General features: G+C 71.6%; 27 protein-coding genes. 20 read left to right on the plus strand and 7 right to left on the minus strand.

Annotation, left to right across the window (positions count from 1 at the left end; genetic code table 11):
* Positions 1 to 9: 9 nt before the first annotated feature.
* Positions 10 to 1,356, minus strand: coding sequence for a DUF2252 domain-containing protein (locus tag M8H82_RS01305; protein ID WP_250070394.1), 1,347 nt, complete (start codon positions 1,354 to 1,356; stop codon positions 10 to 12).
* A gap of 170 nt (positions 1,357 to 1,526) precedes the next feature.
* On the opposite strand from M8H82_RS01305, the gene dnaE reads away from it, so the two are divergent.
* Positions 1,527 to 5,066, plus strand: a complete 3,540-nt coding sequence (gene dnaE / locus M8H82_RS01310; RefSeq protein ID WP_250070395.1) for a DNA polymerase III subunit alpha — start codon at positions 1,527 to 1,529, stop codon at positions 5,064 to 5,066.
* Between the two features lie 84 nt (positions 5,067 to 5,150).
* On the opposite strand, the gene M8H82_RS01315 is transcribed toward dnaE, so the two are convergent.
* Positions 5,151 to 5,315 carry a hypothetical protein gene (locus tag M8H82_RS01315; protein WP_250070396.1) on the minus strand — a complete coding sequence of 55 codons (165 nt, stop codon included), beginning with the start codon at positions 5,313 to 5,315 and terminating at the stop codon, positions 5,151 to 5,153.
* 222 nt (positions 5,316 to 5,537) lie between these two features.
* On the opposite strand from M8H82_RS01315, the gene M8H82_RS01320 reads away from it, so the two are divergent.
* The 4 genes from M8H82_RS01320 to M8H82_RS01335 all read left to right on the plus strand — a co-directional run bounded on the left by M8H82_RS01320 (position 5,538) and on the right by M8H82_RS01335 (position 9,491).
* Positions 5,538 to 6,752, plus strand: coding sequence for an NYN domain-containing protein (locus tag M8H82_RS01320; RefSeq protein ID WP_250070397.1), 1,215 nt, complete (start codon positions 5,538 to 5,540; stop codon positions 6,750 to 6,752).
* Positions 6,753 to 6,858: 106 nt separating this feature from the next.
* Positions 6,859 to 7,833 (plus strand): ABC transporter ATP-binding protein, encoded by a 975-nt coding sequence (locus tag M8H82_RS01325; RefSeq protein ID WP_250070398.1) that lies wholly within the window; start codon positions 6,859 to 6,861, stop codon positions 7,831 to 7,833.
* Positions 7,834 to 7,939: 106 nt separating this feature from the next.
* The gene (locus M8H82_RS01330; RefSeq protein WP_250070399.1) at positions 7,940 to 8,764 is read left to right on the plus strand and encodes an ABC transporter permease; all 825 of its coding nucleotides are present in this window, start codon (positions 7,940 to 7,942) and stop codon (positions 8,762 to 8,764) included.
* 34 nt (positions 8,765 to 8,798) lie between these two features.
* On the plus strand, positions 8,799 to 9,491 hold the full coding sequence (locus M8H82_RS01335) for a hypothetical protein (protein WP_250070400.1): 693 nt from the start codon (positions 8,799 to 8,801) through the stop codon (positions 9,489 to 9,491).
* 150 nt (positions 9,492 to 9,641) lie between these two features.
* Here M8H82_RS01335 and ybaK read toward each other — a convergent pair whose 3' ends face one another.
* The 4 genes from ybaK to M8H82_RS01355 form a co-directional block, all read right to left on the minus strand.
* On the minus strand, positions 9,642 to 10,133 hold the full coding sequence (gene ybaK / locus M8H82_RS01340; protein ID WP_250070401.1) for a Cys-tRNA(Pro) deacylase: 492 nt from the start codon (positions 10,131 to 10,133) through the stop codon (positions 9,642 to 9,644).
* Positions 10,134 to 10,141: 8 nt separating this feature from the next.
* Positions 10,142 to 10,882 (minus strand): LON peptidase substrate-binding domain-containing protein, encoded by a 741-nt coding sequence (locus tag M8H82_RS01345; RefSeq protein WP_250070402.1) that lies wholly within the window; start codon positions 10,880 to 10,882, stop codon positions 10,142 to 10,144.
* 11 nt (positions 10,883 to 10,893) lie between these two features.
* Positions 10,894 to 11,895, minus strand: coding sequence for a hypothetical protein (locus M8H82_RS01350; protein WP_308293228.1), 1,002 nt, complete (start codon positions 11,893 to 11,895; stop codon positions 10,894 to 10,896).
* A 134-nt stretch (positions 11,896 to 12,029) separates the two neighbouring features.
* Entirely contained in the window at positions 12,030 to 13,607 is a 1,578-nt protein-coding gene (locus tag M8H82_RS01355; RefSeq protein ID WP_250070403.1) for an oxidoreductase, read from the minus strand.
* A 167-nt stretch (positions 13,608 to 13,774) separates the two neighbouring features.
* Between M8H82_RS01355 and hisD the strand changes: the two genes are divergently transcribed.
* The 8 genes from hisD to hisF are packed head-to-tail and all read left to right on the plus strand — an operon-like array spanning position 13,775 to position 19,496.
* Positions 13,775 to 15,100 (plus strand): histidinol dehydrogenase, encoded by a 1,326-nt coding sequence (gene hisD, locus M8H82_RS01360; RefSeq protein WP_250070404.1) that lies wholly within the window; start codon positions 13,775 to 13,777, stop codon positions 15,098 to 15,100.
* The gene (locus tag M8H82_RS01365; RefSeq protein WP_250070405.1) at positions 15,097 to 16,203 is read left to right on the plus strand and encodes a histidinol-phosphate transaminase; all 1,107 of its coding nucleotides are present in this window, start codon (positions 15,097 to 15,099) and stop codon (positions 16,201 to 16,203) included. Before hisD ends, M8H82_RS01365 begins: the two co-directional genes overlap by 4 nt.
* Positions 16,200 to 16,793, plus strand: a complete 594-nt coding sequence (gene hisB / locus M8H82_RS01370) for an imidazoleglycerol-phosphate dehydratase HisB (protein ID WP_250070406.1) — start codon at positions 16,200 to 16,202, stop codon at positions 16,791 to 16,793. The genes M8H82_RS01365 and hisB overlap by 4 nt, the downstream gene beginning before the upstream one ends.
* On the plus strand, positions 16,790 to 16,954 hold the full coding sequence (locus M8H82_RS01375) for a hypothetical protein (RefSeq protein ID WP_250070407.1): 165 nt from the start codon (positions 16,790 to 16,792) through the stop codon (positions 16,952 to 16,954). The genes hisB and M8H82_RS01375 overlap by 4 nt, the downstream gene beginning before the upstream one ends.
* Entirely contained in the window at positions 16,951 to 17,595 is a 645-nt protein-coding gene (gene hisH / locus M8H82_RS01380; RefSeq protein WP_250070408.1) for an imidazole glycerol phosphate synthase subunit HisH, read from the plus strand. Before M8H82_RS01375 ends, hisH begins: the two co-directional genes overlap by 4 nt.
* Positions 17,595 to 18,335 carry a bifunctional 1-(5-phosphoribosyl)-5-((5-phosphoribosylamino)methylideneamino)imidazole-4-carboxamide isomerase/phosphoribosylanthranilate isomerase PriA gene (priA, locus tag M8H82_RS01385; RefSeq protein WP_250070409.1) on the plus strand — a complete coding sequence of 247 codons (741 nt, stop codon included), beginning with the start codon at positions 17,595 to 17,597 and terminating at the stop codon, positions 18,333 to 18,335. Before hisH ends, priA begins: the two co-directional genes overlap by 1 nt.
* On the plus strand, positions 18,332 to 18,727 hold the full coding sequence (locus tag M8H82_RS01390) for a RidA family protein (protein WP_250070410.1): 396 nt from the start codon (positions 18,332 to 18,334) through the stop codon (positions 18,725 to 18,727). The genes priA and M8H82_RS01390 overlap by 4 nt, the downstream gene beginning before the upstream one ends.
* Before the next feature lie 13 nt (positions 18,728 to 18,740).
* Entirely contained in the window at positions 18,741 to 19,496 is a 756-nt protein-coding gene (gene hisF, locus M8H82_RS01395; protein ID WP_250070411.1) for an imidazole glycerol phosphate synthase subunit HisF, read from the plus strand.
* Positions 19,497 to 19,562: 66 nt separating this feature from the next.
* Here hisF and M8H82_RS01400 read toward each other — a convergent pair whose 3' ends face one another.
* On the minus strand, positions 19,563 to 20,198 hold the full coding sequence (locus M8H82_RS01400; RefSeq protein ID WP_250070412.1) for a TIGR03085 family metal-binding protein: 636 nt from the start codon (positions 20,196 to 20,198) through the stop codon (positions 19,563 to 19,565).
* 83 nt (positions 20,199 to 20,281) lie between these two features.
* Between M8H82_RS01400 and hisI the strand changes: the two genes are divergently transcribed.
* From hisI to trpM, 7 genes are all read left to right on the plus strand, one after another.
* Positions 20,282 to 20,671: a phosphoribosyl-AMP cyclohydrolase gene (hisI, locus tag M8H82_RS01405; protein ID WP_250070413.1), complete on the plus strand. Its 390-nt coding sequence runs from the start codon at positions 20,282 to 20,284 to the stop codon at positions 20,669 to 20,671.
* A gap of 11 nt (positions 20,672 to 20,682) precedes the next feature.
* On the plus strand, positions 20,683 to 22,161 hold the full coding sequence (locus tag M8H82_RS01410; protein ID WP_250070414.1) for an anthranilate synthase component I: 1,479 nt from the start codon (positions 20,683 to 20,685) through the stop codon (positions 22,159 to 22,161).
* Between the two features lie 51 nt (positions 22,162 to 22,212).
* Positions 22,213 to 22,848 carry a TIGR02234 family membrane protein gene (locus M8H82_RS01415; protein WP_250070415.1) on the plus strand — a complete coding sequence of 212 codons (636 nt, stop codon included), beginning with the start codon at positions 22,213 to 22,215 and terminating at the stop codon, positions 22,846 to 22,848.
* 150 nt (positions 22,849 to 22,998) lie between these two features.
* Entirely contained in the window at positions 22,999 to 23,244 is a 246-nt protein-coding gene (locus M8H82_RS01420; RefSeq protein WP_250070416.1) for an HGxxPAAW family protein, read from the plus strand.
* A gap of 60 nt (positions 23,245 to 23,304) precedes the next feature.
* Positions 23,305 to 23,742 (plus strand): DUF2752 domain-containing protein, encoded by a 438-nt coding sequence (locus tag M8H82_RS01425; RefSeq protein WP_250070417.1) that lies wholly within the window; start codon positions 23,305 to 23,307, stop codon positions 23,740 to 23,742.
* Between the two features lie 123 nt (positions 23,743 to 23,865).
* Positions 23,866 to 24,675 carry an indole-3-glycerol phosphate synthase TrpC gene (gene trpC / locus M8H82_RS01430; protein WP_250070418.1) on the plus strand — a complete coding sequence of 270 codons (810 nt, stop codon included), beginning with the start codon at positions 23,866 to 23,868 and terminating at the stop codon, positions 24,673 to 24,675.
* A 22-nt stretch (positions 24,676 to 24,697) separates the two neighbouring features.
* Positions 24,698 to 24,883 carry a tryptophan biosynthesis modulator TrpM gene (gene trpM / locus M8H82_RS36720; protein ID WP_374211612.1) on the plus strand — a complete coding sequence of 62 codons (186 nt, stop codon included), beginning with the start codon at positions 24,698 to 24,700 and terminating at the stop codon, positions 24,881 to 24,883.
* Positions 24,884 to 24,891 lie beyond the last annotated feature (8 nt).

Consider the following 24,891-nt stretch of genomic DNA (forward strand, 5'->3'; position numbering starts at 1 on the left):
GGCCTTTCGTCACAGGCCCGGGATGCGGCCGTTGCGGAAGAGGTCCACGAACGTCTGGTGGTCGGCACGCGCGCGTGCGCCGTACTCGTGCGCGAAGCTCACCAGGAGGTCGCTGAAGCCGTCCTCGTCGGCCGCGATGGCCGCGTCGATGGCCCGCTCGGTGGAGAACGGCACCAGGGACTCGCCGGAGGTGTCGTCCGCCGCCGCGTGCATCGCCGCCGTGGCCCGGCCGAGGTCGGCGACGACCGCCGCGATCTCCTCCGGGTCGTCGATGTCGCCCCAGTCCAGGTCCACGGCGTACGGCGAGACCTCCGCGACCAGCTGGCCCGAGCCGTCCAGCTCGGTCCAGCCCAGCCACGGGTCGGCGTGCGCCTGGAGCGCGCGCTGGGAGATCACCGTGCGGTGGCCCTCGTGCTGGAAGTAGTCACGGATCGCCGGGTCGGTGATGTGCCGGGAGACGGCCGGGGTCTGGGCCTGCTTGATGTAGATCACGACATCGTTCTCCAGGGCGTCGCTGTTGCCCTCCAGGAGGATGTTGTACGACGGCAGACCGGCCGATCCGATGCCGATGCCGCGCCGCCCCACGACGTCCTTCACGCGGTAGGAGTCCGGGCGGGCCAGGGAGGACTCCGGCAGCGTCTCCAGGTAGCCGTCGAAGGCCGCCAGCACCTTGTACCGGGTGGCCGCGTCCAGCTCGACGGAGCCGCCGCCCGCGGCGAAGCGGCGCTCGAAGTCCCGGATCTCGGTCATCGAGTCCAGCAGCCCGAACCGGGTCAGCGCGCGGGCGTCGCGCAGGGCGTCCAGCAGCGGCCCCTCGGCGGTGTCCAGGGTGAACGGCGGCACCTCGTCGCTCTTGGCGCCGGTCGCCAGCGCGTGGATCCGCTCGCGGTACGCGCCCGCGTACACCTCGACCAGGTCGGTGATCTGCTCGTCGCTGAGCGCCTTGGCGTACCCGATGAGCGCCATGGAGGCGGCGAAGCGCTTGAGGTCCCAGGTGAAGGGGCCGACGTAGGCCTCGTCGAAGTCGTTGACGTTGAAGATCAGGCGGCCGGTGGAGTCCATGTACGTGCCGAAGTTCTCCGCGTGCAGGTCGCCGTGGATCCACACGCGCGAGGTGCGCTCGTCCAGGAACGGCCCACTGAGTATCTTCCCCCCGCCCCGCGCGGCGTTCTCCGCGTCGAGATCGTGGTAGAAGAGGCAGGCCGTGCCCCGGTAGAACGCGAACGCGGAGGCCGCCATCTTGCGGAACTTCACGCGGAACGCGGCCGGGTCGGCGGCCAGGAGCTCGCCGAACGCGGTGTCGAAGACGGCGAGGATCTCCTCGCCGCGCTCGTCGCTGAGCTTCGGGACCGACATCGCTGGGTGCCTCCTGGTGCAGTGCATGGACGACAGCGTCTCTGCCGTTTCCAACGCACGACCGTACGTCGGAGTGCCCGCCGCGTGTCAGTGCCGCGGCATAGACTTCGACGCTGACCCCAGAACTGTCCGCCAGCCCGTCGCCGAGTGTTTCCCCTGGAGGGCCCACCGTGTCAAAGCCGCCGTTCACGCACCTGCACGTCCACACCCAGTACTCGCTGCTGGACGGTGCCGCGCGGCTGAAGGACATGTTCAACGCGTGCAATGAGATGGGCATGACCCACATCGCCATGTCCGACCACGGCAACCTCCACGGCGCGTACGACTTCTTTCACTCCGCGAAGAAGGCCGGGGTCACCCCGATCATCGGGATCGAGGCGTACGTCGCCCCCGAGTCCCGGCGCAACAAGCGCAAGATCCAGTGGGGCCAGCCGCACCAGAAGCGGGACGACGTCTCCGGTTCGGGTGGCTACACCCACAAGACGATCTGGGCGGCGAACGCCACCGGCCTGCACAACCTCTTCCGCCTCTCCTCGGACGCGTACGCCGAGGGCTGGCTGCAGAAGTGGCCGCGGATGGACAAGGAGACCATCTCCCAGTGGTCCGAGGGGCTCATCGCCTCCACCGGCTGCCCCTCCGGCGAGCTGCAGACCCGGCTCCGTCTCGGCCAGTTCGACGAGGCCCTGAAGGCCGCCGCCGAGTACCAGGACATCTTCGGCAAGGACCGGTACTTCCTGGAGCTGATGGACCACGGCATCGAGATCGAGCGCCGGGTCCGGGACGGCCTGCTGGAGATCGGCCGGAAGCTCGGCATCCCGCCGCTGGTGACGAACGACTCGCACTACACGTACGCGCACGAGGCGGCCGCGCACGACGCCCTGCTGTGCATCCAGACCGGCAAGAACCTCTCCGACCCCGACCGCTTCCGGTTCGACGGCACCGGCTACTACCTGAAGTCCACGGACGAGATGTACGCCATCGACTCCTCGGACGCCTGGCAGGAGGGCTGCCGCAACACCCTCCTGGTCGCGGAGCAGGTCGACACCACGGGCATGTTCGAGGCCAAGAACCTCATGCCCAAGTTCGACATCCCCGAGGGCTACACCGAGGTCACCTGGTTCAAGGAGGAGGTCCGCCGCGGCATGGAGCGCCGCTTCCCCGGCGGCATCCCCGAGGACCGGCAGAAGCAGGTCGAGTACGAGATGGACGTCATCATCCAGATGGGGTTCCCGGGCTACTTCCTGGTCGTCGCCGACTTCATCATGTGGGCCAAGAGCCAGGGCATCGCGGTCGGCCCGGGCCGGGGCTCCGCGGCCGGTTCGATCGTCGCGTACGCCATGGGCATCACCGACCTCGACCCGATCCCGCACGGACTGATCTTCGAGCGGTTCCTCAACCCCGAGCGCGTCTCCATGCCCGACGTCGACATCGACTTCGACGAGCGCAGGCGCGTCGAGGTGATCAGGTACGTGACCGAGAAGTACGGCGCCGACAAGGTCGCCATGATCGGCACCTACGGCAAGATCAAGGCGAAGAACGCCATCAAGGACTCCGCGCGCGTGCTGGGCTACCCGTACGCCATGGGTGACCGTCTCACCAAGGCGATGCCCGCCGACGTCCTCGGCAAGGGCATCGACCTCGACGGCATCACCAACCCCTCGCACCCGCGCTACAGCGAGGCCGGCGAGATCCGCGCGATGTACGAGAACGAGCCGGACGTCAAGAAGGTCATCGACACCGCCAAGGGCGTCGAGGGCCTGGTCCGGCAGATGGGCGTGCACGCCGCCGGCGTGATCATGTCCAGCGAGCCGATCGTGGACCACGCCCCGATCTGGGTGCGGCACACCGACGGCGTGACCATCACGCAGTGGGACTACCCGCAGTGCGAGTCGCTCGGCCTGCTGAAGATGGACTTCCTCGGCCTGCGCAACCTGACGATCATGGACGACGCCGTCAAGATGGTGAAGTCCAACAAGGGCATCGACCTCGACCTGCTGGCTCTCCCGCTCGACGATCCGACGACCTTCGAGCTGCTGCAGCGCGGTGAGACCCTGGGCGTCTTCCAGTTCGACGGCGGCCCCATGCGCTCGCTGCTGCGCCTGATGAAGCCCGACAACTTCGAGGACATCTCCGCCGTCTCGGCGCTCTACCGTCCCGGCCCGATGGGCATGGACTCGCACACGAACTACGCGCTGCGCAAGAACAAGCTCCAGGAGATCACCCCGATCCACAAGGAGCTGGAGGAGCCCCTGGAAGAGGTCCTGGCCGTCACCTACGGCCTGATCGTCTACCAGGAGCAGGTGCAGAAGGCCGCCCAGATCATCGCCGGGTACTCGCTCGGCGAGGCCGACATCCTGCGCCGCGTCATGGGCAAGAAGAAGCCCGACGAGCTGGCGAAGAACTTCACCATCTTCCAGGCCGGCGCCCGCAAGAACGGCTACAGCGACGAGGCCATCCAGGCCCTGTGGGACGTGCTGGTCCCGTTCGCCGGCTACGCCTTCAACAAGGCCCACTCGGCCGCGTACGGACTGGTCTCGTACTGGACCGCCTACCTGAAGGCCAACCACCCCGCCGAGTACATGGCCGCCCTGCTGACCTCCGTCAAGGACGACAAGGACAAGTCGGCGATCTACCTCAACGAGTGCCGCCGCATGGGCATCAAGGTGCTCCCGCCGAACGTCAACGAGTCGGTGCACAACTTCGCCGCCCAGGGCGACGACGTGATCCTCTTCGGCCTGGAGGCGGTGCGCAACGTCGGCACGAACGTCGTCGACTCGATCATCAGGAGCCGCAAGGCCAAGGGCAAGTACGCCTCCTTCCCCGACTACCTCGACAAGGTCGAGGCGGTCGCCTGCAACAAGCGCACCACCGAGTCGCTGATCAAGGCCGGTGCCTTCGACACCCTGGGCCACACCCGCAAGGGCCTCACGGCGCAGTACGAGCCGATGATCGACAACGTGGTGGCGGTCAAGCGCAAGGAGGCCGAGGGCCAGTTCGACCTCTTCGGCGGCATGGGCGAGGAGGAGAGCAGCGAGCCCGGCTTCGGTCTGGACGTCGAGTTCTCCCCCGACGAGTGGGACAAGACGTACCTGCTCGCCCAGGAGCGGGAGATGCTCGGTCTGTACGTCTCCGACCACCCGCTGTTCGGCCTGGAGCACGTGCTCTCGGACAAGGCCGACGCGGGCATCGCCCAGCTCACCGGAGGCGAGCACGCGGACGGCGCGGTCGTCACCATCGGCGGCATCATCTCGGGCCTGCAGCGCAAGATGACCAAGCAGGGCAACGCCTGGGCCATCGCCACCGTCGAGGACCTGGCCGGTTCCATCGAGTGCATGTTTTTCCCGGCCACCTACCAGCTGGTGTCGACCCAGCTCGTCGAGGACGCGGTGGTGTTCGTCAAGGGCCGCCTCGACAAGCGCGAGGACGTGCCGCGGCTGGTCGCGATGGAGCTCCAGGTCCCCGACCTGTCGAACGCCGGCACCAACGCGCCCGTGGTCCTCACCATCCCGGCCACCCGGGTCACCCCGCCGATGGTCAGCCGCCTCGGCGAGATCCTCAGCCACCACCGGGGCGACAGCGAGGTCCGGATCAAGCTCCAGGGCCCGACCAAGACGACCGTGCTGCGCCTGGACCGGCACCGGGTCAAGCCCGACCCGGCGCTCTTCGGCGACCTGAAGGTGCTGCTCGGACCGTCCTGCCTGGCCGGCTGAGCCGGGACGTGCGAGAGGGGCGCATCCGCGTGTCGGGTGCGCCCCTCGTCTGTGCCTGGGCTTCGACGGCCCGTTATGAAGATGTCAGTTGTGACCGAACCTCTTGTGCTTGTCCTTGCGCGCCACGTCCCCGGGGGTCATCGGGGACATCCGCTGCTCGGCCGTCGCCTCCGTCGAGGAGTGCGGGGCCTGCTGCTGTCCGCGCTCGGTCTGCGGCTGCTTTCGGTCACGGTTCTTGTTCTTGGCCATGGTGATGCCTCCTGTGGGGGATCTAGGGGCCAGGGCCGCGACCAGATTCACATAGCCCGACAAAGAACGCATGTCGGGCAATTACCGGCTGTGACGGCGCTCGTTCGAGCCAGGCACCCCGAAACGCCACGCCGAAGATCGAGTTCCGGCCGTTAACCTTCGCGCGGTCGGGCAGACTCGAAGGAAGCCCGAAGCAAACCTCCCGGAAAGAGGGTGGATCGCGTGGACCGCTGCATCGTCCTGGTGGACGCCGGGTATCTGCTGGGGGCCGCCGCCTCTCTTCTCGCCGGGGAGCCCTCCCGGTCCCGGATCACCGTCGATCACACCGCCCTCATCCAGGGCCTGCGGGAACGGGCGGAATCGGACACCGAACGCCCGCTGCTGCGCATCTACTGGTTCGACGGCGCCCCCGACCGCGTCCCGCAGCCCGAGCACCGCAGACTGCGCGTGATGCCCCGGGTGACCGTCCGGCTCGGCGCACTGACCCGCAGCGACGGACGCTGGGCCCAGAAGGGCGTGGACGCCGCCATGCACGCCGAACTGACCGAACTCGCCCGCAACCGGGCCTGTTCCGACGTGGTGCTGGTGACCGGGGACGGCGATCTGCTGCCGGGCATGATGGCCGCCAAGGAGCACGGCGTGGCCGTCCACCTGTGGGCCGTGCAGGCCGCCGACGGCGACTACAACCAGTCCGAGGACCTGGTCGCCGAGGCCGACGAGCGGCGCGTCCTCGACCGTACGTGGATCACCAAGGCCGTACGCGCCAAGGAGCTCGGCGGGATCTGCGCGCCGCCGCCGGTGCCGCGGCCCGAGATCGCCGCGATCCTCTCCGCGCCGCTGCCCGACTCCGCGCTCGCGCCGGCCGAGCGGCCCGCCGAGGAGCGGGAGCACCCGACCCCGGCCGCGAGGGGAAACGGCGCGCAGGAGCGGGTGCCGGCGCCGAAGGGCGTGCCCACGCCGAAGGACCTCGCCGCCCTGCGCGCCCCGGGCGTGCAGCCCCCCGCCCAGCCCGCGGGGGCGACCCTGCGGTGGTCCTCCGACAAGGGGTGGGTGGACCGGCCCGGCACTGCGGCCGAGCCGCCCGAGATCGCCTCCATGCCGACGCTGGCCCAGGTGACCACGGCGGAGCAGCGGTGGGCCGACCGGGAGGAGGACATCACCACCGTCGGCGGTGACCCCTACGAGGTCGGACAGGTGTTCGCGCGGCGCTGGATGGGGCGGCTGGGCGACTCGAGCCACCTGCAGAAACTCTCCGGGATGTACCCGCGCATCCCGCACCGCATCGACGGGGAGCTGCTGCGCTACGCGGCCCGGTTCGGGCTGCTCGCCCACAAGGACGACCAGATCGACGAGCACGACCGGTACGCGATCCGCGCCGGGTTCTGGCGGGAGATCGATGTGCGGACGGCTGCCGAACACGCGTCCGCGGGGGAGTGAAACGGCACATACGCCGCCCCAAGGACGGGCCCGGCGGCCCGACCCCGTAGTCTCATCCCTTGTGAGTACGCGCGCGGCACAGGCACTTCGGCCCAGTGGTGATGTCGTGTGTGCTGTGCGCGGACTGACCAAGACCTACCCGGCGGTACGGGGCCGGCGGGGCACCCCCGCCACTCCCGAGGTGCGCGCCACCGACGACGTACGGCTGGACATCCGGCGCGGTGAGATCTTCGGCCTGCTCGGGCCGAACGGCGCCGGCAAGACCACCCTCGTACGGCAGCTCACCGGGCTGATGCGGCCCGATCGCGGCAGTGTGGAGATCCTCGGGCACGACATCGTGCGCCACCCCGAGCGGGCCGCACGGATCCTCGCCTACCTCGGCCAGGAGTCGACCGCCCTCGACGAGCTCACCGTCTCCCTCGCCGCCGAGACCACCGGACGGCTGCGCGGCCTGCATGTACGCGTGGCGCGGGCCGAGCGGGACGCCGTCCTGGAGGAGCTGGGCCTGACCGAGCTGGCCGGGCGGCCGCTGAAGAAGCTGTCGGGCGGTCAGCGCAGGCTCGCCTGCTTTGCCGCCGCCCTCGTGGGCGCGCGGCCGCTGCTCGTGCTCGACGAGCCGACCACCGGCATGGATCCGGTGGCCCGGCGGGCGGTCTGGTCCGCCGTCGACCGGCGGCGGGCCGAGCAGGGCACGACGGTCCTGCTGGTCACCCACAACGTCATCGAGGCCGAGACCGTGCTCGACCGGGTCGCCGTGCTCGACCGGGGCCGGGTGATCGCCTGCGACACCCCCACCGGGCTCAAGGAGCAGGTCGCCGGGGAGGTGCGGGTCGACCTGGTGTGGCGGGACGCGGCGCCGCTGCACGTCCCCGAGGTCGCCGCGCTCCAGGACCGGGTCGTGGAGTCGGGCCGCCGCTGGACGCTGCGGCTCGCCCCCGACGAGGCACGCGCGGTCGTCGCCACCGTCACCGGCGGGGCCGCCTTCTCCGCCCTCGACGACTTCACCCTCGCCACGCCCAGCCTGGAGGACGTCTACCTGGCGCTGGGCGGAGCGGCGCGGCAGGGGTTGGTGAAGGCTTGAGCGGGACTGGGGCAGCCGTGAGGACCACGGGTGAGAACCTGAGCAGGACGACCGTCGCATCCGTACGGAACGGGACCACCGCCGGAGCGAAGAGGAGCAGCGCCACGTGAGTGTCGTACCCGCCGAGGTTCTGCCGGCCGGCGCGCCGGCCGCGGACGAGACGCCCGTCACGCACGCGGCCGAGCTCGGGCCGCGGGCCCGGCTGTGGCCGTCGCTGTGCGCCGTGTACCGGGCGCAGCTGTCCCGCGCGCGGGTCGCGCGGATCCCGCTGCTGTTCGTGGCGACCTTCCAGTCCGTCGGGATCATGATCCTGATGCGGGGGGTCGTGGACGGCGGCGAGGAGGCGCGGGCCGTGGTGGCCGGGTCGTCGGTGCTGGTCGTCGCCTTCGTCGCGCTGAACCTGCTCGCCCAGTACTTCGGGCAGCTGCGGGCCAGCGGGGGCCTCGACCACTACGCGACGCTGCCGGTGCCGCCGGCGGCGGTGGTGCTCGGGGCCGCGGGGGCGTACGCCTCCTTCACCGTGCCCGGGACCGTGGTCACCGCCGTCTTCGGGTGTGTGCTGTTCGGCCTGCCGCTCGCCCATCTGTGGGTGCTGATCGCGGTGATCCCGCTGGTCGGTGCCGCGCTCGCGGGCCTCGGGGCCGCGCTGGGACTGCTGGCACCCCGGCCGGAACTGGCGACCGTGCTGGGCCAGCTGGGCATGTCCGCCGCACTGCTGCTGGGGGTGCTGCCCGCCGAGAGGATGCCCGAGGCGGTGCGGTTCGCCCGGGATCTGCTGCCGTCGACCTACGGCGTCGACGCCTTCGCCCGCACCTTCGGGGAGAGCCCCGACTGGGCCTACGTGCTCGGGGACCTCGCGGTGTGCGCGGGGGTGGGTGTGGTGTCCCTGGCCGCGGCTACCTGGGCGTACCGCCGGGCGGCCGTCCGGTGACGCGGTGCCCGGGCGGGCCTGGCACGATGTCAGGGTGACCGCACCGCTGACTCCACCCCCTCCGCCGCGTGACCACTCTGCCCACAGCGCGTGGCAGCAGCCGCCCGCGCCCGGCGCCGGACACGGGGCCTACCCGTACGGGCCGCCTCCCTCGTACGGCGACGACGGGCCCGGCATGCGGACCGAGCTGCGGGAGGCCGCCGTGGTCACGGTGGCCGTGGCGGTGACCGGGGTGCTGCTCGGGCTGCTGTGGTGGTGGCTGGCGCCCCGGGTGCCGCTGGTGGGGGACGTGGTCGACGGGAGCTGGGTCGTCTACCTCAAGGACACCGAGGGGGAGCAGGCGGTGGGCGTCGACGGGACGTTCACGCTGCTGGCGCTCGCCTTCGGCGCGGTCGGCGCGCTCGGGGTGTTCCTGGTGCGGCGGCGCGGGGGCGTGCCGCTGGTGATCGCGCTGGCCCTCGGCGGGCTGCTCGGCTCGCTGCTGGCCTGGCGGCTGGGGGTGTGGCTCGGGCCCGCGCAGGATGTCATCGCCCATGCCGAGGACGTGGGCAAGGGGAAGACCTTCTCGGCGCCGCTGGAGCTCGACGCCAAGGGTGCCCTGCTGGTCTGGTCGATTGCGGGGCTCGTGGTGCATCTGGGGCTGACGGCGTTGTTCGGGCCGCGCGATCCGGATCCCTACGAGCAGCAGCATCAGCCGAAGGACGGGTTCGGGGCGCCGCAGGCGTAGCCTCCCGCCCCCGCCGCCCCTTGAGGCGCGCCCGCTACGCGGGGCGCCTGCCGTGGTTGGCCCGGCCCTTCTTCGTGCGCCATCTGCGTTTCCGCGTCTTCTTCGACATGCCCCCTCTGCTTAACCGAGGAAGGGACGCCCGTCGAGGGGCTAGGCGCGTCCGATGGGGGCCAGGGTCGCTTCCGTCAGGGCGGCCAGGTCGGCGGGGGAGAGTTCGATCTCCAGGCCCCTGCGCCCCGCCGAGACGCAGATCGTCGCGTGGCCGCTCGCCGACGCGTCCAGCACCGTCGGCAGTTTCTTGCGCTGGCCCAGCGGGGAGATGCCGCCCCGGACGTAGCCCGTCGTGCGTTCCGCGAGGGCGGGGTCGGCCATCGCCGCCTTCTTGCCGCCCACCGCCGCGGCCAGGGCCTTCAGGTCCAGCTGGCCCGCCACCGGGACCACCGCCACGGTCAGCCTGCCGTCCACCTCGGCCACCAGGGTCTTGAAGACCCGGTCGGGGGAGACGCCCATGGCCTGCGCCGCCTCCTCGCCGTAGGACGGGTGGGAGGGGTCGTGCTCGTAGGCGTGGGTCGTGAACGCCACGCCCGCCGCCGTCAGGGTCACCGTGGCCGGTGTACCCCCCGACTGTCGCTTCTTCGCCATTCCTCGCCTCAGTTCGGACTCGTCGGCGTGCGCGTCAGGTCCGCCGCCGGCAGTGACGGCAGGCTACGGATGATCGAGGTCTCCGCGCGAAGGAGTTTCAGCTCGTCCCGGAGCCGGGAGGCCGTGTCGGGGGCCTGGAGCAGACGCTGCTTGGTGGGGGTGTCCAGCATCATCGCCGCCGCCACGAGGTAGGACACCACCGACGGTTCGTCCGGCAGGTCCGCCCCCGTCGACAGGGAGCGTTCCCGGGCTCCGGCCAGGCGCTTCTGGTACTGGCGGAAGGCGCGCAGCACCCCTTCCGCCAGGGCGCCCGCCTCCTCGCCCTGATCCTCCGCCAGCTCCTCCAGCTCCGCCGTCAGGAACGGGCCCGAGGCGTCCACCGACAGCAGCCGCACCCGTGTCGTGCCGGTCGCCAGCACCTCGAAGGTGCCGTCCGCCCGCTCCCGGATCGTCGCCGCGTCGGCCACGCAGGCCGTCGAGTGGAAGGACTTCAGCGGCTCGGCGCCGAAGCCCGCGGCGGGCCCGCGCTCGGGCACCGCGGTCGGGTCGGGCATGCCGGGCGCGGTCGGCGCCACCTCATGGCCGTCGCGGATGGCCACGACGGCGAACCGGCGCGGTTCCTCGTCGGGGGTCTTCAGCAGATCGCGCATCATGGCGCGATAGCGCTCCTCGAAGACATTGAGAGGCAGCACCAACCCCGGGAACAGCACGGTGTTCAGGGGGAAGAGCGGGAGCCGGACGGTGGTCACGACGCAAGAGCCTAATGGTCGCCGGAGGGGTTGCGTCCGGGGTGCCCGGTGATCGGACGGCCGGAGGGGGCCCGCAGCTCCTCCCGCACCCGCAGACAGTGGCCCAGCGGATCGTCGCAGAAGCGGTCCCAGGGGAAGGACGTGGCGTACGGGCCGGTCAGCCGCACCTGCTCCAGGGCGTCCCCGAGCCGGTCCAGCCGTACCAGGACGTAGGTCAGCAGATTGCGCGTCTCCGCGGGCCAGGGATCCGCCGCGGGGAGCAGGGCGGAGAGGCCGATCGCCCGGTCCGCCGCCTCGTCCAGCGCGGCCCGCGGCACCTCGGGGCCGCCGCCGTCCGTGAGGTACGCGAAGGCCGCCCGCACCGGCAGCGCCTGCACCAGGGAGTCCGGCGGGGCGTCCTGCGCGGCCCGCTCGGCGAAGTCCAGGCACTCGCGGTGGGAGCCGTGCCAGGAGGAGGCCAGATAGCGCAGGGCCGCCACATGGCAGCCGTAGTGGTGCGGGGCGCGGCGCATCGCCGCTTCCCACAGCTCCTCGACGTAGCGCGGTCCGGCCTGCGCGCCGCGGGCGTGGTCCAGGGCGATCCGCCAGGGCACCGGGTCCCGGTCGTCGCCGTGCGCCGCGGCCGTGACCAGCGGGCTGACCTCGCGCAGCAGCTCGGCCCTGGCCGGTGACTGCCAGGCGCGGTCCACCCTGAGCTGGGCGTCGACGACGAGGCCGTCGGGGTCGTGCGGGGCCGCGGCGCGCCAGGCCCGGAACCAGTCGGGGCGGGCGTGGGCGAAGGCGGCGAGCCGGGCCGTGTACCGGTCGCGGTACTCCCACTCGCCGGCCGCGCAGGTGGCGGCGAGCAGCGCTGCGGCCGGTTCGTGGTCGCCCTGCGCGGCGGCGACGAGCGCCGGGCCCAGCCGGGCGTCGGGCACGTCCAGCAGCACCTCGTCGTCGGCGCGGACACCGGCGACGGGGAGGGGGGTCCTTGTCATCCGCGGCCCGCGGATGAACGGCAGCAGCAGAGCCATGGTGGCTGTCCTTTGCGCCTAAACCGGCGCCGCTCTCGCGGACCGGGTGCTCGCCGTTGTGGCTGCTCAATTGGTGGTTGCGGTGTGATGACTACCGACAGGCAGCGAGGGTTGTACGCGTTTACCGTGGCGGTTCAGCTCCGCCGCAGCGTCCGGGTCGCCCCCGCCGCGACCGTCGTCGCCAGGACCCAGCCGAGCAGGATCATCACCGCCGCCAGCCACTGCCAGCCGCCCTTGAGCTGCCAGAAGCCGACCTGGCCCAGGTCGATGACCGGCAGCAGCAGGTCCAGGGCGAACAGCGTCGGGTTCCACTCCGGATGCTCCCCGCGCTTGATCGGCGGATGACCGGCCCGCGCGAAGGCCACCGAGCCCGCCGCCCACAGCACCGCCATCCACACCGCGGCCCGGCCCGGCCGGTACCCGTAGGCCACCGTCCAGTCCTGCGCGTACCCCCACAGCTTGGCGGCGATCGGCAGGCTCTCGCGGCGCCGGCGCTGTTTGGCGAGGAGCACCTCGCGCGCGTCCTCGTCCTCGCCGCCCGACCGCAGCACCGTGGCAAGCCGCTCGTACGGCTCCGGGTTGTACTCCGCGGTCGCCGCCGCCACCCAGTCGAGCCGCTCGTCGAGCGGGAAGGGCCCGCGCGGCACCAGGTTCTCGTAGAAGAAGCCGCCCATGTGCAGCCGGCCGGGGCCCGGCCAGGCGTCCGCGCGGTCCATCAGGTTGACGATCCGCGCGCCCGACAGCACGACCGTGCCGCGCGCCGGATGCTCCCCCAGGAAGCGCAGTTCCGGGGTCTGTATCCGGCGCAGTGACAGCTCCTGCTCGTCGGTGAAGGTGAACCGGGCCCGCTCCATGTCGACCGCGTCCCCGAACCGCCCGTCGTCCAGCCGCACCCCGCCCTCGCACTCGAACCGCTGGATCCGGGTCCCGCGGGCCGGGGTCATCCCGCTGAGCAGCGGGTTCCCCAGGCCCGCCGGGGTCAGGTACAGGGAACGCTCCACAGTCAGCTGGGGGGCGTTCAGCGCCAGCCGCGTGTAGGGATTGACCAGCCGCGCCCCCCGCAGGCTCAGCGAGACCCCGATCTTCGCGCTGCGCAGGCTCATCTCGCCGTGCGACTCCAGCAGCTCGGCCTGGAGGTCCTGCCCGACGGCCATGCCGTCCCCGGCGATCGAACGGCCGCTGCGGTCGCGGTACACGATGGCCTGGTTGAGCAGCAGGTCGGTCCCTATCTGAGCGTCGGTGAGCCGGATGCCGTTGTGGAAGCGGCAGCGCGGCAGATGCAGATCGCCCTCGGTGTGCACCCGGGCCGCCTCCAGCCGCGGCACCGAGCAGTCCACCAGCCGCATGGTCGTGAACCGGGCCTCCGGCAGCAGCACGTCCCGCTCGAACCGGCAGCCGCGCATCTCGACGTACGGCACCACCGTGCCGCCCGCCAGGTCCAGGCTCCCGTTGATCTGCACACCGACGAGCTTCAGGGACGACACCCGGCCGGCCAGCGCGGGCGGCCCGTCCAGCAGCAGCCAGCACACGATCCGCGCCCGCACGGACCGCTCGGGCCCCCACGGATGCCCGCCGTGCGGATCGTCTACGACGGTGTCGCCGCAGCTCAGGTCGTACACGCTGCCGTTGCGGAAGGCCTGCCACATCCCGGCCTCGGCGGCGGTCAGATCCTCCGGCGGCTCTCCGTCGCGCAGGCCGGCCCCGTCAGTCACAGCTGTTTCCTTCCTCCCCGGCTACTCATGGGTTTCGTACAACCGTTCATGCCCGCTCAGTGACGGACTGAACGCGGAGAGTGAAGAAGATCTCCCCGTGGGCACTTCTGTATCAGCCATTGATACGTGCGGACAGGGCCCGAGCGCGGTCTGAGAGAATTGACGTCGTGATCTCCCGAATCGACCTGCGCGGCGGCGCCCTTCCCGAGGGCCCCGCACTGCGCGACCTGCTGCCCCGAGCCGACTTCGACGTTCAGGCCGCCCTGGAGAAGGTGCGTCCGATCTGCGAGGCCGTGCATCATCGTGGCGACGCGGCGCTGATCGACTTCGCGGAGAAGTTCGACGGGGTCCGGCTCGACCGGGTGCGGGTCCCGGCCGAGGCCCTCGCCAAGGCGCTCGAAGAACTCGACCCGGCCGTCCGCGCGGCCCTGGAGGAGTCCATCCGCCGCGCCCGCCTCGTCCACCGCGCGCAGCGCCGGACGACGCACACGACGCAGGTCGTGCCCGGCGGTTCCGTGACCGAGAAGTGGGTGCCGGTCGACCGCGTCGGGCTGTACGCCCCGGGCGGGCGGTCGGTCTACCCCTCCTCCGTGATCATGAACGCCGTACCGGCGCAGGAGGCCGGCGTCGAGTCGATCGCGCTCGCCTCCCCGGCCCAGGCCGAGTTCGGCGGCCTGCCGCACCCTACGATCCTCGCCGCCTGCGCGCTGCTCGGCGTCGACGAGGTGTACGCCGCCGGCGGCGCCACGGCCGTCGCGATGTTCGCCTACGGCACCGAGTCCTGCCCGCCCGCCCCCATGGTCACCGGCCCCGGCAACATCTGGGTCGCCGCCGCCAAGCGCTACTTCACCGGCCGGATCGGCATCGACGCCGAGGCCGGCCCGACCGAGATCGCGGTCCTCGCCGACGCCACCGCCGACCCGGTGCACGTCGCCGCCGACCTGATCAGCCAGGCCGAGCACGACCCGCTGGCCGCCGCCGTCCTGGTCACCGACTCGGTGGAGCTCGCGGACGCGGTCGAGAAGGAGCTGGAGCCGCAGGTCGCGGCCACCAGGCACATCGACGACCGGATCGTCCCGGCCCTCAAGGGCAAGCAGTCCGCGATCGTCCTGGTCGACGGGATCGAGGAGGGCCTGCGGGTCGTCGACGCGTACGGCGCCGAGCACCTGGAGATCCAGACGGCCGACGCGGCCGCCGTGGCCGACCGGGTGCGCAACGCCGGCGCGATCTTCATCGGCCCCTGGGCACCCGTCTCGCTCGGCGACTACGCCGCCGGGTCCAACCACGTCCTGCCGACCGGCGGCTGCGCCTGCCACTCCTCGGGCCTGTCCGTCCAGTCCTTCCTGCGCGGCATCCACATCGTCGACTACACGAAGGACGCGCTGGCGGAGGTGGCGCATCACGTGGTCACGCTGGCGGAGGCGGAGGATCTGCCGGCGCACGGCGCGGCGATCAAGGCACGGTTCGGTTGGAAGGTTCCTGAGAGCAAGTGACCGGCATCGACGATCTCCCCGTACGGGACGAGCTGCGCGGCAAGTCCCCCTACGGCGCGCCCCAGCTGGACGTGCCGGTACGGCTGAACACCAACGAGAACCCCTACCCGCTGCCCGAGGCGCTGGTCGAGCGGATCGCCGAGCGGGTGCGCGACGCGGCCCGCAACCTCAACCGCTACCCCGACCGGGACGCCGTGGAGCTGCGCACCCGGCTCGCCGCATACCTGACGGACACCTCAGGCCACGAGGTCTCCCTCGCCAACGTCTGGGCCGCCAACGGCTCCAACGAGGTCATCCAGCAGCTGCTGCAGACCTTCGGCGGGCCCGGCCGCAGCGCCCTCGGCTTCGAGCCGTCGTACTCGATGCACGGGCTCATCGCGCGCGGCACCGGCACCGGCTGGATCTCCGGGCCGCGCAACGCCGACTTCACCATCAACCTCGCCGCCGCCGAGCGGGCCGTCGCCGAGCACCGCCCGGACGTCGTCTTCATCACCAGCCCCAACAACCCCACCGGCAACGCGGTCCCCGCCGAGACGGTCCTCGCGCTGTACGAGGCCGCGCAGGCGGCCAGGCCGTCGATCGTGGTGGTCGACGAGGCGTACATCGAGTTCAGCCACGGCGACTCCCTGCTGCCACTGATCGAGGGGCGGCCCCATCTGGTCGTCTCGCGGACCATGTCGAAGGCGTTCGGCGCGGCCGGCCTGCGCCTCGGCTACCTCGCCGCGCACCCGGCCGTCGTCGACGCCGTCCAGCTGGTCCGGCTGCCCTACCACCTGTCGGCGGTCACCCAGGCGACCGCCCTGGCCGCCCTGGAGCACACCGGCACCCTCCTCGGCTATGTCGAGCAGCTGAAGGCCGAGCGGGACCGGCTGGTCTCCGAGCTGCGCGCCCTCGGCTACGAGGTGGTGGAGTCCGACGCGAACTTCGTGCAGTTCGGACTCTTCGAGGACTCCCACACCGTCTGGCAGAAGATCCTCGACCGGGGTGTGCTGGTCCGCGACAACGGCATCCCCGGCTGGCTGCGGGTGTCCGCGGGAACCCCCGCCGAAAACGACGCGTTCCTCGACGCGGTCCGTGAACTGAAGAAGGAGCAGAGCGCATGAACCGCGTGGGACGCGTGGAGCGAGTCACCAAGGAGACCTCGGTGCTCGTCGAGATCGATCTCGACGGCAGCGGCAAGGTCGATGTGTCGACGGGCGTCGGCTTCTACGACCACATGCTCGACCAGCTCGGCCGGCACGGTCTGTTCGACCTGACCGTGAAGACCGAGGGCGATCTGCACATCGACTCGCACCACACCATCGAGGACACCGCCCTCGCCCTGGGCGCCGCCTTCAAGAAGGCCCTCGGCGACAAGGTCGGCATCTACCGCTTCGGCAACTGCACGGTCCCGCTGGACGAGTCCCTCGCCCAGGTCACCGTCGACCTCTCCGGCCGCCCCTACCTCGTGCACACCGAGCCCGAGAAGATGGCGCCGATGATCGGCGAGTACGACACCACGATGACCCGGCACATCCTGGAGTCCTTCGTCGCCCAGGCGCAGATCGCCCTGCACGTGCACGTGCCGTACGGGCGCAACGCGCACCACATCGTGGAGTGCCAGTTCAAGGCGCTGGCCCGGGCCCTGAGGTACGCCTCCGAGCGCGACCCGCGCGCGGCCGGCATCCTCCCCTCCACGAAGGGCGCGCTGTGAACGGCCTGTCCACCGTCCTGATCGTCGTCGGCCTCTTCCTGGTCGGCGGAATCATCTCCTTCGTCAAGCAGGGGATGCCGAAGAACCTGGTCGTGCTGCTCTCCCTCGGCGCCGCGATGTGCCTGGTCGCCGGGGTCATGAGGCTGGAGGTGTGGAGTTGAGCGCTTCTTCGAAGAAGGTCGTCGTCTTCGACTACGGCTTCGGCAACGTCCGTTCCGCCGAGCGCGCCCTCGCCCGGACCGGTGCCGAGGTCGAGATCACGCGCGACTTCGACAAGGCCATGAACGCCGACGGGCTGCTGGTGCCCGGCGTCGGCGCCTTCGCCGCCTGCATGACGGGCCTGAAGGAAGCGCGCGGGGACTGGATCGTCGACCGCCGGCTGTCCGGCGGGCGCCCGGTGCTGGGCATCTGCGTCGGCATGCAGATCCTGTTCGCGCGGGGCATCGAGCACGGCGTGGAGAGCGAGGGGCTCGACGAGTGGCCCGGCTCGGTCGAGCCGCTGCAGGCCGACATCGTGCCCCACATGGGCTGGAACACGGTGGACGCCCCGGCCGACTCCGAGCTGTTCGCCGGCCTGGACGCGGACGCCCGCTTCTACTTCGTGCACTCCTACGCCGTCCACGACTGGACCCTGGAGACGCACAACGCCGCGATGCTGGCCCCCAAGGTCACCTGGTCGACGCACGGCAAGCCCTTCGTGGCCGCCGTGGAGAACGGCACCCTGTGGGCCACGCAGTTCCACCCCGAGAAGTCCGGCGACGCCGGAGCGCAGCTGCTGAACAACTGGATCGGAACCCTCTGATGTCTGCCAAGCCCGCAGGAAAGCTCGAACTCCTCCCGGCCGTCGACGTCCGTGACGGCCAGGCGGTCCGCCTGGTGCACGGCGAGTCCGGCACGGAGACCTCCTACGGCTCCCCGCTGGAGGCCGCCCTCGCCTGGCAGCGCTCCGGCGCCGAGTGGCTGCACCTGGTCGACCTGGACGCCGCCTTCGGCACCGGCGACAACCGCGACCTGATCGCCGAGGTCACCAAGGCGATGGACATCAAGGTCGAGCTGTCCGGCGGCATCCGCGACGAAGACACGCTCGCCGCCGCCCTGGCCACCGGCTGCACCCGCGTGAACCTCGGCACGGCCGCGCTGGAGACCCCGGAGTGGGTCGCCAAGGTCATCGCCGAGTACGGCGACAGGATCGCGGTCGGACTGGACGTACGCGGCACCACGCTGCGCGGACGCGGCTGGACCCGCGACGGCGGCGACCTCTACGAGACGCTGGAGCGCCTCAACAAGGAGGGCTGCGCCCGGTACGTCGTCACCGACATCGCCAAGGACGGCACCCTCCAGGGCCCGAACCTGGAGCTGCTGAAGAACGTCTGCGCGGCGACGGACCGTCCGGTCGTGGCCTCCGGCGGCGTGTCGTCCCTGGACGACCTGCGCGCCATCGCCGAGTTGGTCCCTCTCGGTGTCGAGGGCTCGATCGTCGGGAAGGCGCTGTACGCGAAGGCGTTCACCCTGGAAGAGGCCTTGGAGGCTGTGTCGTCATGACGTCCGATGCCGTACGGCGGGTGCAGAGCGGAAGTCCCTGGGAAGAGTCCTTCGGTTTCGCGCGCGCCGTGGCGGCGGGGGACCTGGTGCTGGTGTCGGGCACGACGTCCTTCAAGGGCGACGTGCTGTACGGCGAGGGCGACCCGTACGAACAGGCCAAGGTGGCCTTCACCGGCGCGATCGAGGCGATCGGCGAGTTCGGGCTCGGGGTGGACTCGGTGATCCGCACGCGGATGTACCTCACCCACGCGCGGGACGTGGACGCCGTGGGCCGGGCCCACCAGGAGCTCTTCGACGCGGTGCGGCCGGTCTCGACGCTGCTCGTGGTGGAGGGCTTCGTGGACTCGCGCATCCTGGTCGAAGTGGAAATAGAAGCATTCAGAGGACACTAGAGGAGCCGGTTTCATGACCCTGGCGGTCCGAGTCATCCCCTGCCTGGACGTGGACAACGGCCGGGTCGTCAAGGGCGTCAACTTCCAGAACCTGCGCGACGCGGGCGACCCCGTCGAGATGGCGAAGGTGTACGACGCCGAGGGCGCCGACGAGCTGACGTTCCTGGACATCACCGCGTCGTCCGGCAACCGCGAGACCACGTACGACGTGGTGCGCCGCACCGCCGAGCAGGTCTTCATCCCGCTGACCGTCGGCGGCGGGGTGCGCACCGCCGAGGACGTCGACAAGCTGCTGCGCGCGGGCGCGGACAAGGTGGGCGTGAACACCGCCGCCATCGCCCGCCCCGACCTGATCCGCGAGATCGCCGAGCGGTTCGGCCGGCAGGTGCTGGTCCTGTCGGTGGACGCCCGCCGCACACCGGCCGGCGGCTTCGAGGTCACCACCCACGGCGGCCGCCAGGGCACCGGCATCGACGCCGTGGAGTGGGCGCACCGGGCCGCGGAGCTGGGCGCGGGGGAGATCCTGCTCAACTCGATGGACGCGGACGGCACGAAGGACGGCTACGACATCCAGATGATCGAAGCCGTCCGCAAGCACGTCACGATCCCGGTGATCGCCTCCGGCGGCGCCGGAAAGCTCGACGACTTCGCCCCGGCGATCGAGGCGGGCGCGGACGCGGTCCTCGCGGCCTCGGTCTTCCACTTCGGCGACCTGCGCATCGGAGAGGTGAAGCAGGCCCTGAAGGAGGCGGGACACCCCGTCAGGTAGGCGCGGGGAGCCCCGGCCGTCGGGACGGCCGGGGCTTTCTCCTGGGCGGACGGGGCCCTTCGAAGCTCAGAGCCCCAGCTGCTTGCTCTCGTGGAGTTTGGTGATGGCTGCCTTCTCGCCCTCCAGTTCCACGTCCGCGGCGTTCTGGCGGCCGTAGAGGAAGAGCAGGAGTTCCGAGGGCTGGCCCGTGGCCGTCACGACGGGGGTGCCACGCTGGGCGACCGCTGTCTGGCCGTCGGGGCGGCGCAGGACCAGGCCGGTGGGGGTGCCGCGGCCCATGAGGCGCGCGGTGCGTTCCAGGCGGGACCAGAGGGCGTCCTGGAAGACCGGGTCGAGCTCGCGGGGCGTCCAGTCGGGGCGGGCCCGGCGGACGTCCTCGGTGTGGACGTAGAACTCCACCGTGCTGGACATCTCCTCGACCTGCTTCAGCGAGAACGGGGAGAAGCGGGGCGGGCCGGTCCGGATCAGGTGGATCAGTTCCTCGTACGGCTTGTCCGTGAACTCCGCCATGACCCTTTCCAGCCGGGCGGCGAGGGGTTTGATGAGGATGCCGCCCGCGGCGTCGGGGCGGCGTTCGCGCACCACGACGTGCGCGGCGAGGTCGCGGGTGGTCCAGCCCTCGCACAGGGTCGGGGCCTCGGGGCCCTCGGCCTCCAGGAGGTCGGCCAGCAGAAGTCGTTCACGCTTGGCGAAAGTCGACATGCCGTCAGCCTACGACCGCCTCCCGGGTCCGCACAGTGGACAGGGCACCGTCACTGTCAGTGCGGCGCGGCACAATGGCACCCATGACCAGCACGCCCCGTCCGCCCAGCCCCCTGGACCCCGAGATCGCCGCGCGCCTCAAGCGCAGCCCCGACGGGCTCCTCCCCGCCATCGCCCAGCAGTACGACACCGGTGAGGTGCTCATGCTCGGCTGGATGGACGACGAGGCGCTGCATCGCACCCTGACCACCGGCCGCTGCACCTACTGGTCGCGCAGCCGCCAGGAGTACTGGGTCAAGGGCGACACCTCGGGCCACTTCCAGTGGGTCAGGTCAGTCGCCCTCGACTGCGACGCCGACACCGTCCTCGTCCGGGTCGACCAGGTCGGCGCCGCCTGCCACACCGGCGCGCGCACCTGCTTCGACACCGACGTCCTGCTCGAGGATTCCGGCGTACCGGCCGGAGATCAGTAAGGTCACCGGCCATGGACCTCGAGACCTTCCGCAAGCTCGCCGCCGACCGGCGCGTCATCCCGGTCACGCGCAAGCTCCTCGCCGACGGCGACACCCCGGTCGCGCTCTACCGCAAGCTCGCCGCCGAGCGCCCCGGCACCTTCCTGCTGGAGTCCGCGGAGAACGGCCGCTCCTGGTCCCGGTACTCCTTCGTGGGCGTCCGCTCGGCCGCCACCCTCACCGAGCGGGACGGCCAGGCGTACTGGCACGGCGTCCCGCCCGTCGGCGTCCCTACCGACGGCGACCCGCTCGCCGCCCTGCGCGCCACCATCGAGGCCCTGCACACCCCGCACCAGGAGGGCATGCCGCCCTTCACCGGCGGCATGGTCGGCTACCTCGGCTACGACATCGTGCGCCGCCTGGAGAAGATCGGCCCCGGCGACCGGGACGACCTGCGGCTGCCCGAGCTGACCATGCTCCTGACCAGCGATCTCGCCGTCATGGACCACTGGGAGGGCTCGGTCCTGCTGATCGCCAACGCGATCAACCACAACGACCTCGACACCGGCGTGGACGAGGCCCACGCGGACGCGGTCGCCCGGCTGGACGCCATGGAGGCGGACCTGTCCCGCGCGGTCGCCCAGCCCCCGGCCGTCCTGCCGCCCTCCGAACTCCCCGAGTACACCGCCCTGTGGGGCGGCGCGGACTTCCAGACGGCCGTCGAGGACATCAAGGAGCGCATCCGCGCCGGCGAGGCCTTCCAGGTCGTCCCCTCCCAGCGCTTCGAGACGCCCTGCACGGCCAGCGCCCTGGACGTCTACCGGGTGCTCAGGGCGACCAATCCGTCGCCGTACATGTACCTGTTCCGCTTCGACGGCTTCGACGTCGTCGGCTCCTCCCCGGAGGCGCTGGTGAAGGTCGAGGACGGGCGGGCCATGGTCCACCCCATCGCCGGCACCCGCTGGCGCGGCGCCACCCCGCAGGAGGACCAGGCCCTCGCCGACGACCTGCTCGCCGACCCCAAGGAGCGCGCCGAGCACCTGATGCTCGTCGACCTCGGCCGCAACGACCTCGGACGGGTCTGCGAGCCGGGTTCGGTGGAGGTCGTCGACTTCATGTCCATCGAGCGCTACTCGCACGTGATGCACATCGTCTCCACCGTCACCGGACGGGTGGCGCCGGGCCGCACGGCCTTCGACGTCCTGACGGCCTGCTTCCCCGCAGGCACCCTCTCCGGCGCCCCCAAGCCCCGCGCGATGCAGATCATCGACGAACTCGAGCCGTCCCGGCGCGGTCTGTACGGCGGCTGCGTCGGCTACCTCGACTTCGCGGGCGACTCCGACACCGCCATCGCCATCCGCACGGCCCTGCTGCGCGACGGCACCGCCTACGTCCAGGCGGGCGCCGGAATCGTCGCCGACTCCGACCCCGTCGCCGAGGACACGGAGTGCCGCAACAAGGCGGCGGCGGTCCTGCGCGCGGTGCACACGGCGAACCGACTCGGGCAATAGGGCGCTTCTCATAGCGCCCCGGGTGACGGTTCGCCCGGGGTTCAGGCGATAGTGGAGTACGTGACTGCCGTTCCTCACCCCCCCGAAGCCCCCGGCCCCGCCAGGGCCGGCCGGCTCAGCCTCGCCGGAGCCCTGCTGGCCGGCGCGCTGGGCGCGGCCGTGGTGCTGCTGTCCACCCGCCAGCGCTGGTCGGAGGGGACCGCCACAGTCGCCGGCGGCGACTTCCCGCTCACCGCCAGCGGCAGCGACGTCACGGGCGTGCCCGCGTCGCTCGCCATAGTGGGCCTCGCCGCGCTGGTCGCCGTCTTCGCCGTCCGCCGGCTCGGCCGCGTCTTCGTCGCGGGGCTGCTCGCGCTGTCCGGCGCGGGGACGATCGCCGCGTCGCTGATCGGCGCGGGCGACAGTTCCGCGCTCGACGAGCAGGCCGCGCAGGCGACCGGCGACACCGCGGCGACCGTGGCCGTGCTCAGCCACACCGCCTGGCCCTACGTGGCGGCCGTCGGCGGCGCGCTGCTGCTGCTCGCCGGACTGCTGGCCCTGCGGTACGCGTCCCTGTGGCCCGCGATGTCGAGCCGCTACGAGCGCTCGGGCGCCCCCCGGCCCCGCAAGGCACCCACCGTCGACCCCGACCGGCCCGAGGACCTGTGGAAGGCACTGGACCGCGGCGAGGACCCGACCGGGGCCTGAGCGCGCCGACTCGCGAGACCGCCGACCCGCCTGGGGCCTGAGCCCGCCGACTCGCGAGAGCGACCCCCGATCACCCGACCCGCGCGCATGCGGGACAATGACGGTGAGCGTCCGGCTCAGAGACTTACACACAGCAACGAGGAGCAAGTCATGGCGGGCAGCAGCCACGGTCACACCCCGGCCGCCTGGACCGGTGTCACAATCGCCTTCATCGGTTTCTGCGTCGCGGGCGCCTTCATGGTGCTGGCCAGCCCGGCGGGCTTCTGGGCCGGCATGGGCATCGTGGTCCTCGGTGGCATCGTCGGCTGGATCATGAAGATCGTCGGTCTCGGCGCGCCGAAGGAAGCGGGCAAGCCGCACTTCGAGAAGCGCGAGACGGCAAGCGTCGAGGGCTGACACGCACGACGTACCCGAGGGGCGGCCCTGGAGCCGCCCCTCACGCGTTCCCGGGGCACAATGCGAGGCGTGAACACCGACAGCCGGAGGGTGCCGCGCCGGGGCGCCGCGGCGCGGCTCGCCGTACCGGGCGGGGTCCTGGCCGCCGTCGTGGGGGCCTTCGCCTACGTCGCCGCCGTGGACCCGCACGAGCCCGGCCACTACCCGGCCTGCCCCCTGCTCCAGCTGACCGGCCTGTACTGCCCCGGCTGCGGCGGACTGCGCAGCGCCCACGCCTTCGCGCACGGCGACCTCGCCGCGGCGCTGCAGAACAACGCGGCGGCGGTACTGGGCTATCTGGCCTTCGCCGCGCTGTGGACCGTCTGGGTGGTCCGCGCGGCCCGCGGACGGCCGCTGCGGCTCGATCCCGGCCCGGCGCACCTGTGGACGGTGGGCGCGTTGCTGCTGGTCTTCACCGTTGTCCGGAACCTGCCCTTCGGTGGCTGGCTGCATCCTTGATCAATTGATGAACGTCCAGGTAGTGGGACCGCCGTCAACCGGATGCGAGGCCTACGCCTTCCTCCGGATACCATCGCAGTGACCACCGGTTTTCGTCATCGCATCGGGAAGGGGGCCGCTCGCGTGAGTGTGCTCGACGAGATCATCGACGGAGTCCGTGCCGACCTCGCGGAGCGGCAGGCGCGCGTCAGCCTCGACGAGCTCAAGGAGCGCGCCGCGAAGGCTCCCGCCGCCAAGGACGGGGTCGCCGCGCTCAAGGGCGACGGCGTGAAGGTGATCTGCGAGGTCAAGCGGTCCAGCCCCTCCAAGGGCGCGCTGGCCGCGATCGCCGACCCGGCCGGACTCGCCGCGGACTACGAGGCGGGCGGCGCGGCCGTCATCTCCGTCCTGACCGAGGAGCGGCGCTTCGGCGGCTCGCTGGCCGATCTGGAGGCCGTCCGCGCCCGCGTCGACATCCCGGTGCTGCGCAAGGACTTCATCGTCACGTCGTACCAGCTGTGGGAGGCCCGGGCCTACGGCGCCGACCTCGCGCTGCTCATCGTCGCAGCCCTCGACCAGTCGGCCCTGGAGTCGCTGATCGAGCGCGCGGTGTCCATCGGCCTGACCCCGCTGGTCGAGGTGCACGACGAGGACGAGGTCGAACGCGCCGTGGACGCGGGCGCCAAGATCATCGGCGTCAACGCCCGCAACCTGAAGACGCTCGAGGTCGACCGCGGCACCTTCGAGCGCCTCGCGCCCGAGATCCCGTCCGCCCTCGTCAAGGTGGCCGAGTCCGGCGTACGCGGCCCGCACGACCTCATCGCCTACGCCAACGCCGGCGCCGACGCTGTCCTGGTCGGCGAGTCCCTGGTCACCGGCCGCGACCCCAAGTCCGCGGTGGCCGACCTGGTGGCGGCGGGGGAGCACCCCGCACTGCGCCACGGGCGCGGCTGATCCTTCGATAGGCTTGGCCGCGATGACGCTCACGACGACGACCACGGACAGGTACGCCCGCCTCGCGCGTGGCTGCCGCCCCCGTGGTTGCCGCGCGCCCGCGCGCAGGGTGCACGGCCGTCGAGTGCGGTACGTCATCGGTGACGAACCCGGGCAGGTGAACGGCCGTCGATGGCAGCGCCCCGTGAGGGGCGCGGGGCAGTTCTGAACATGCGG

It is taken from the genome of Streptomyces sp. YS415 (assembly GCF_023544665.1).
Classification (GTDB): domain Bacteria; phylum Actinomycetota; class Actinomycetes; order Streptomycetales; family Streptomycetaceae; genus Streptomyces.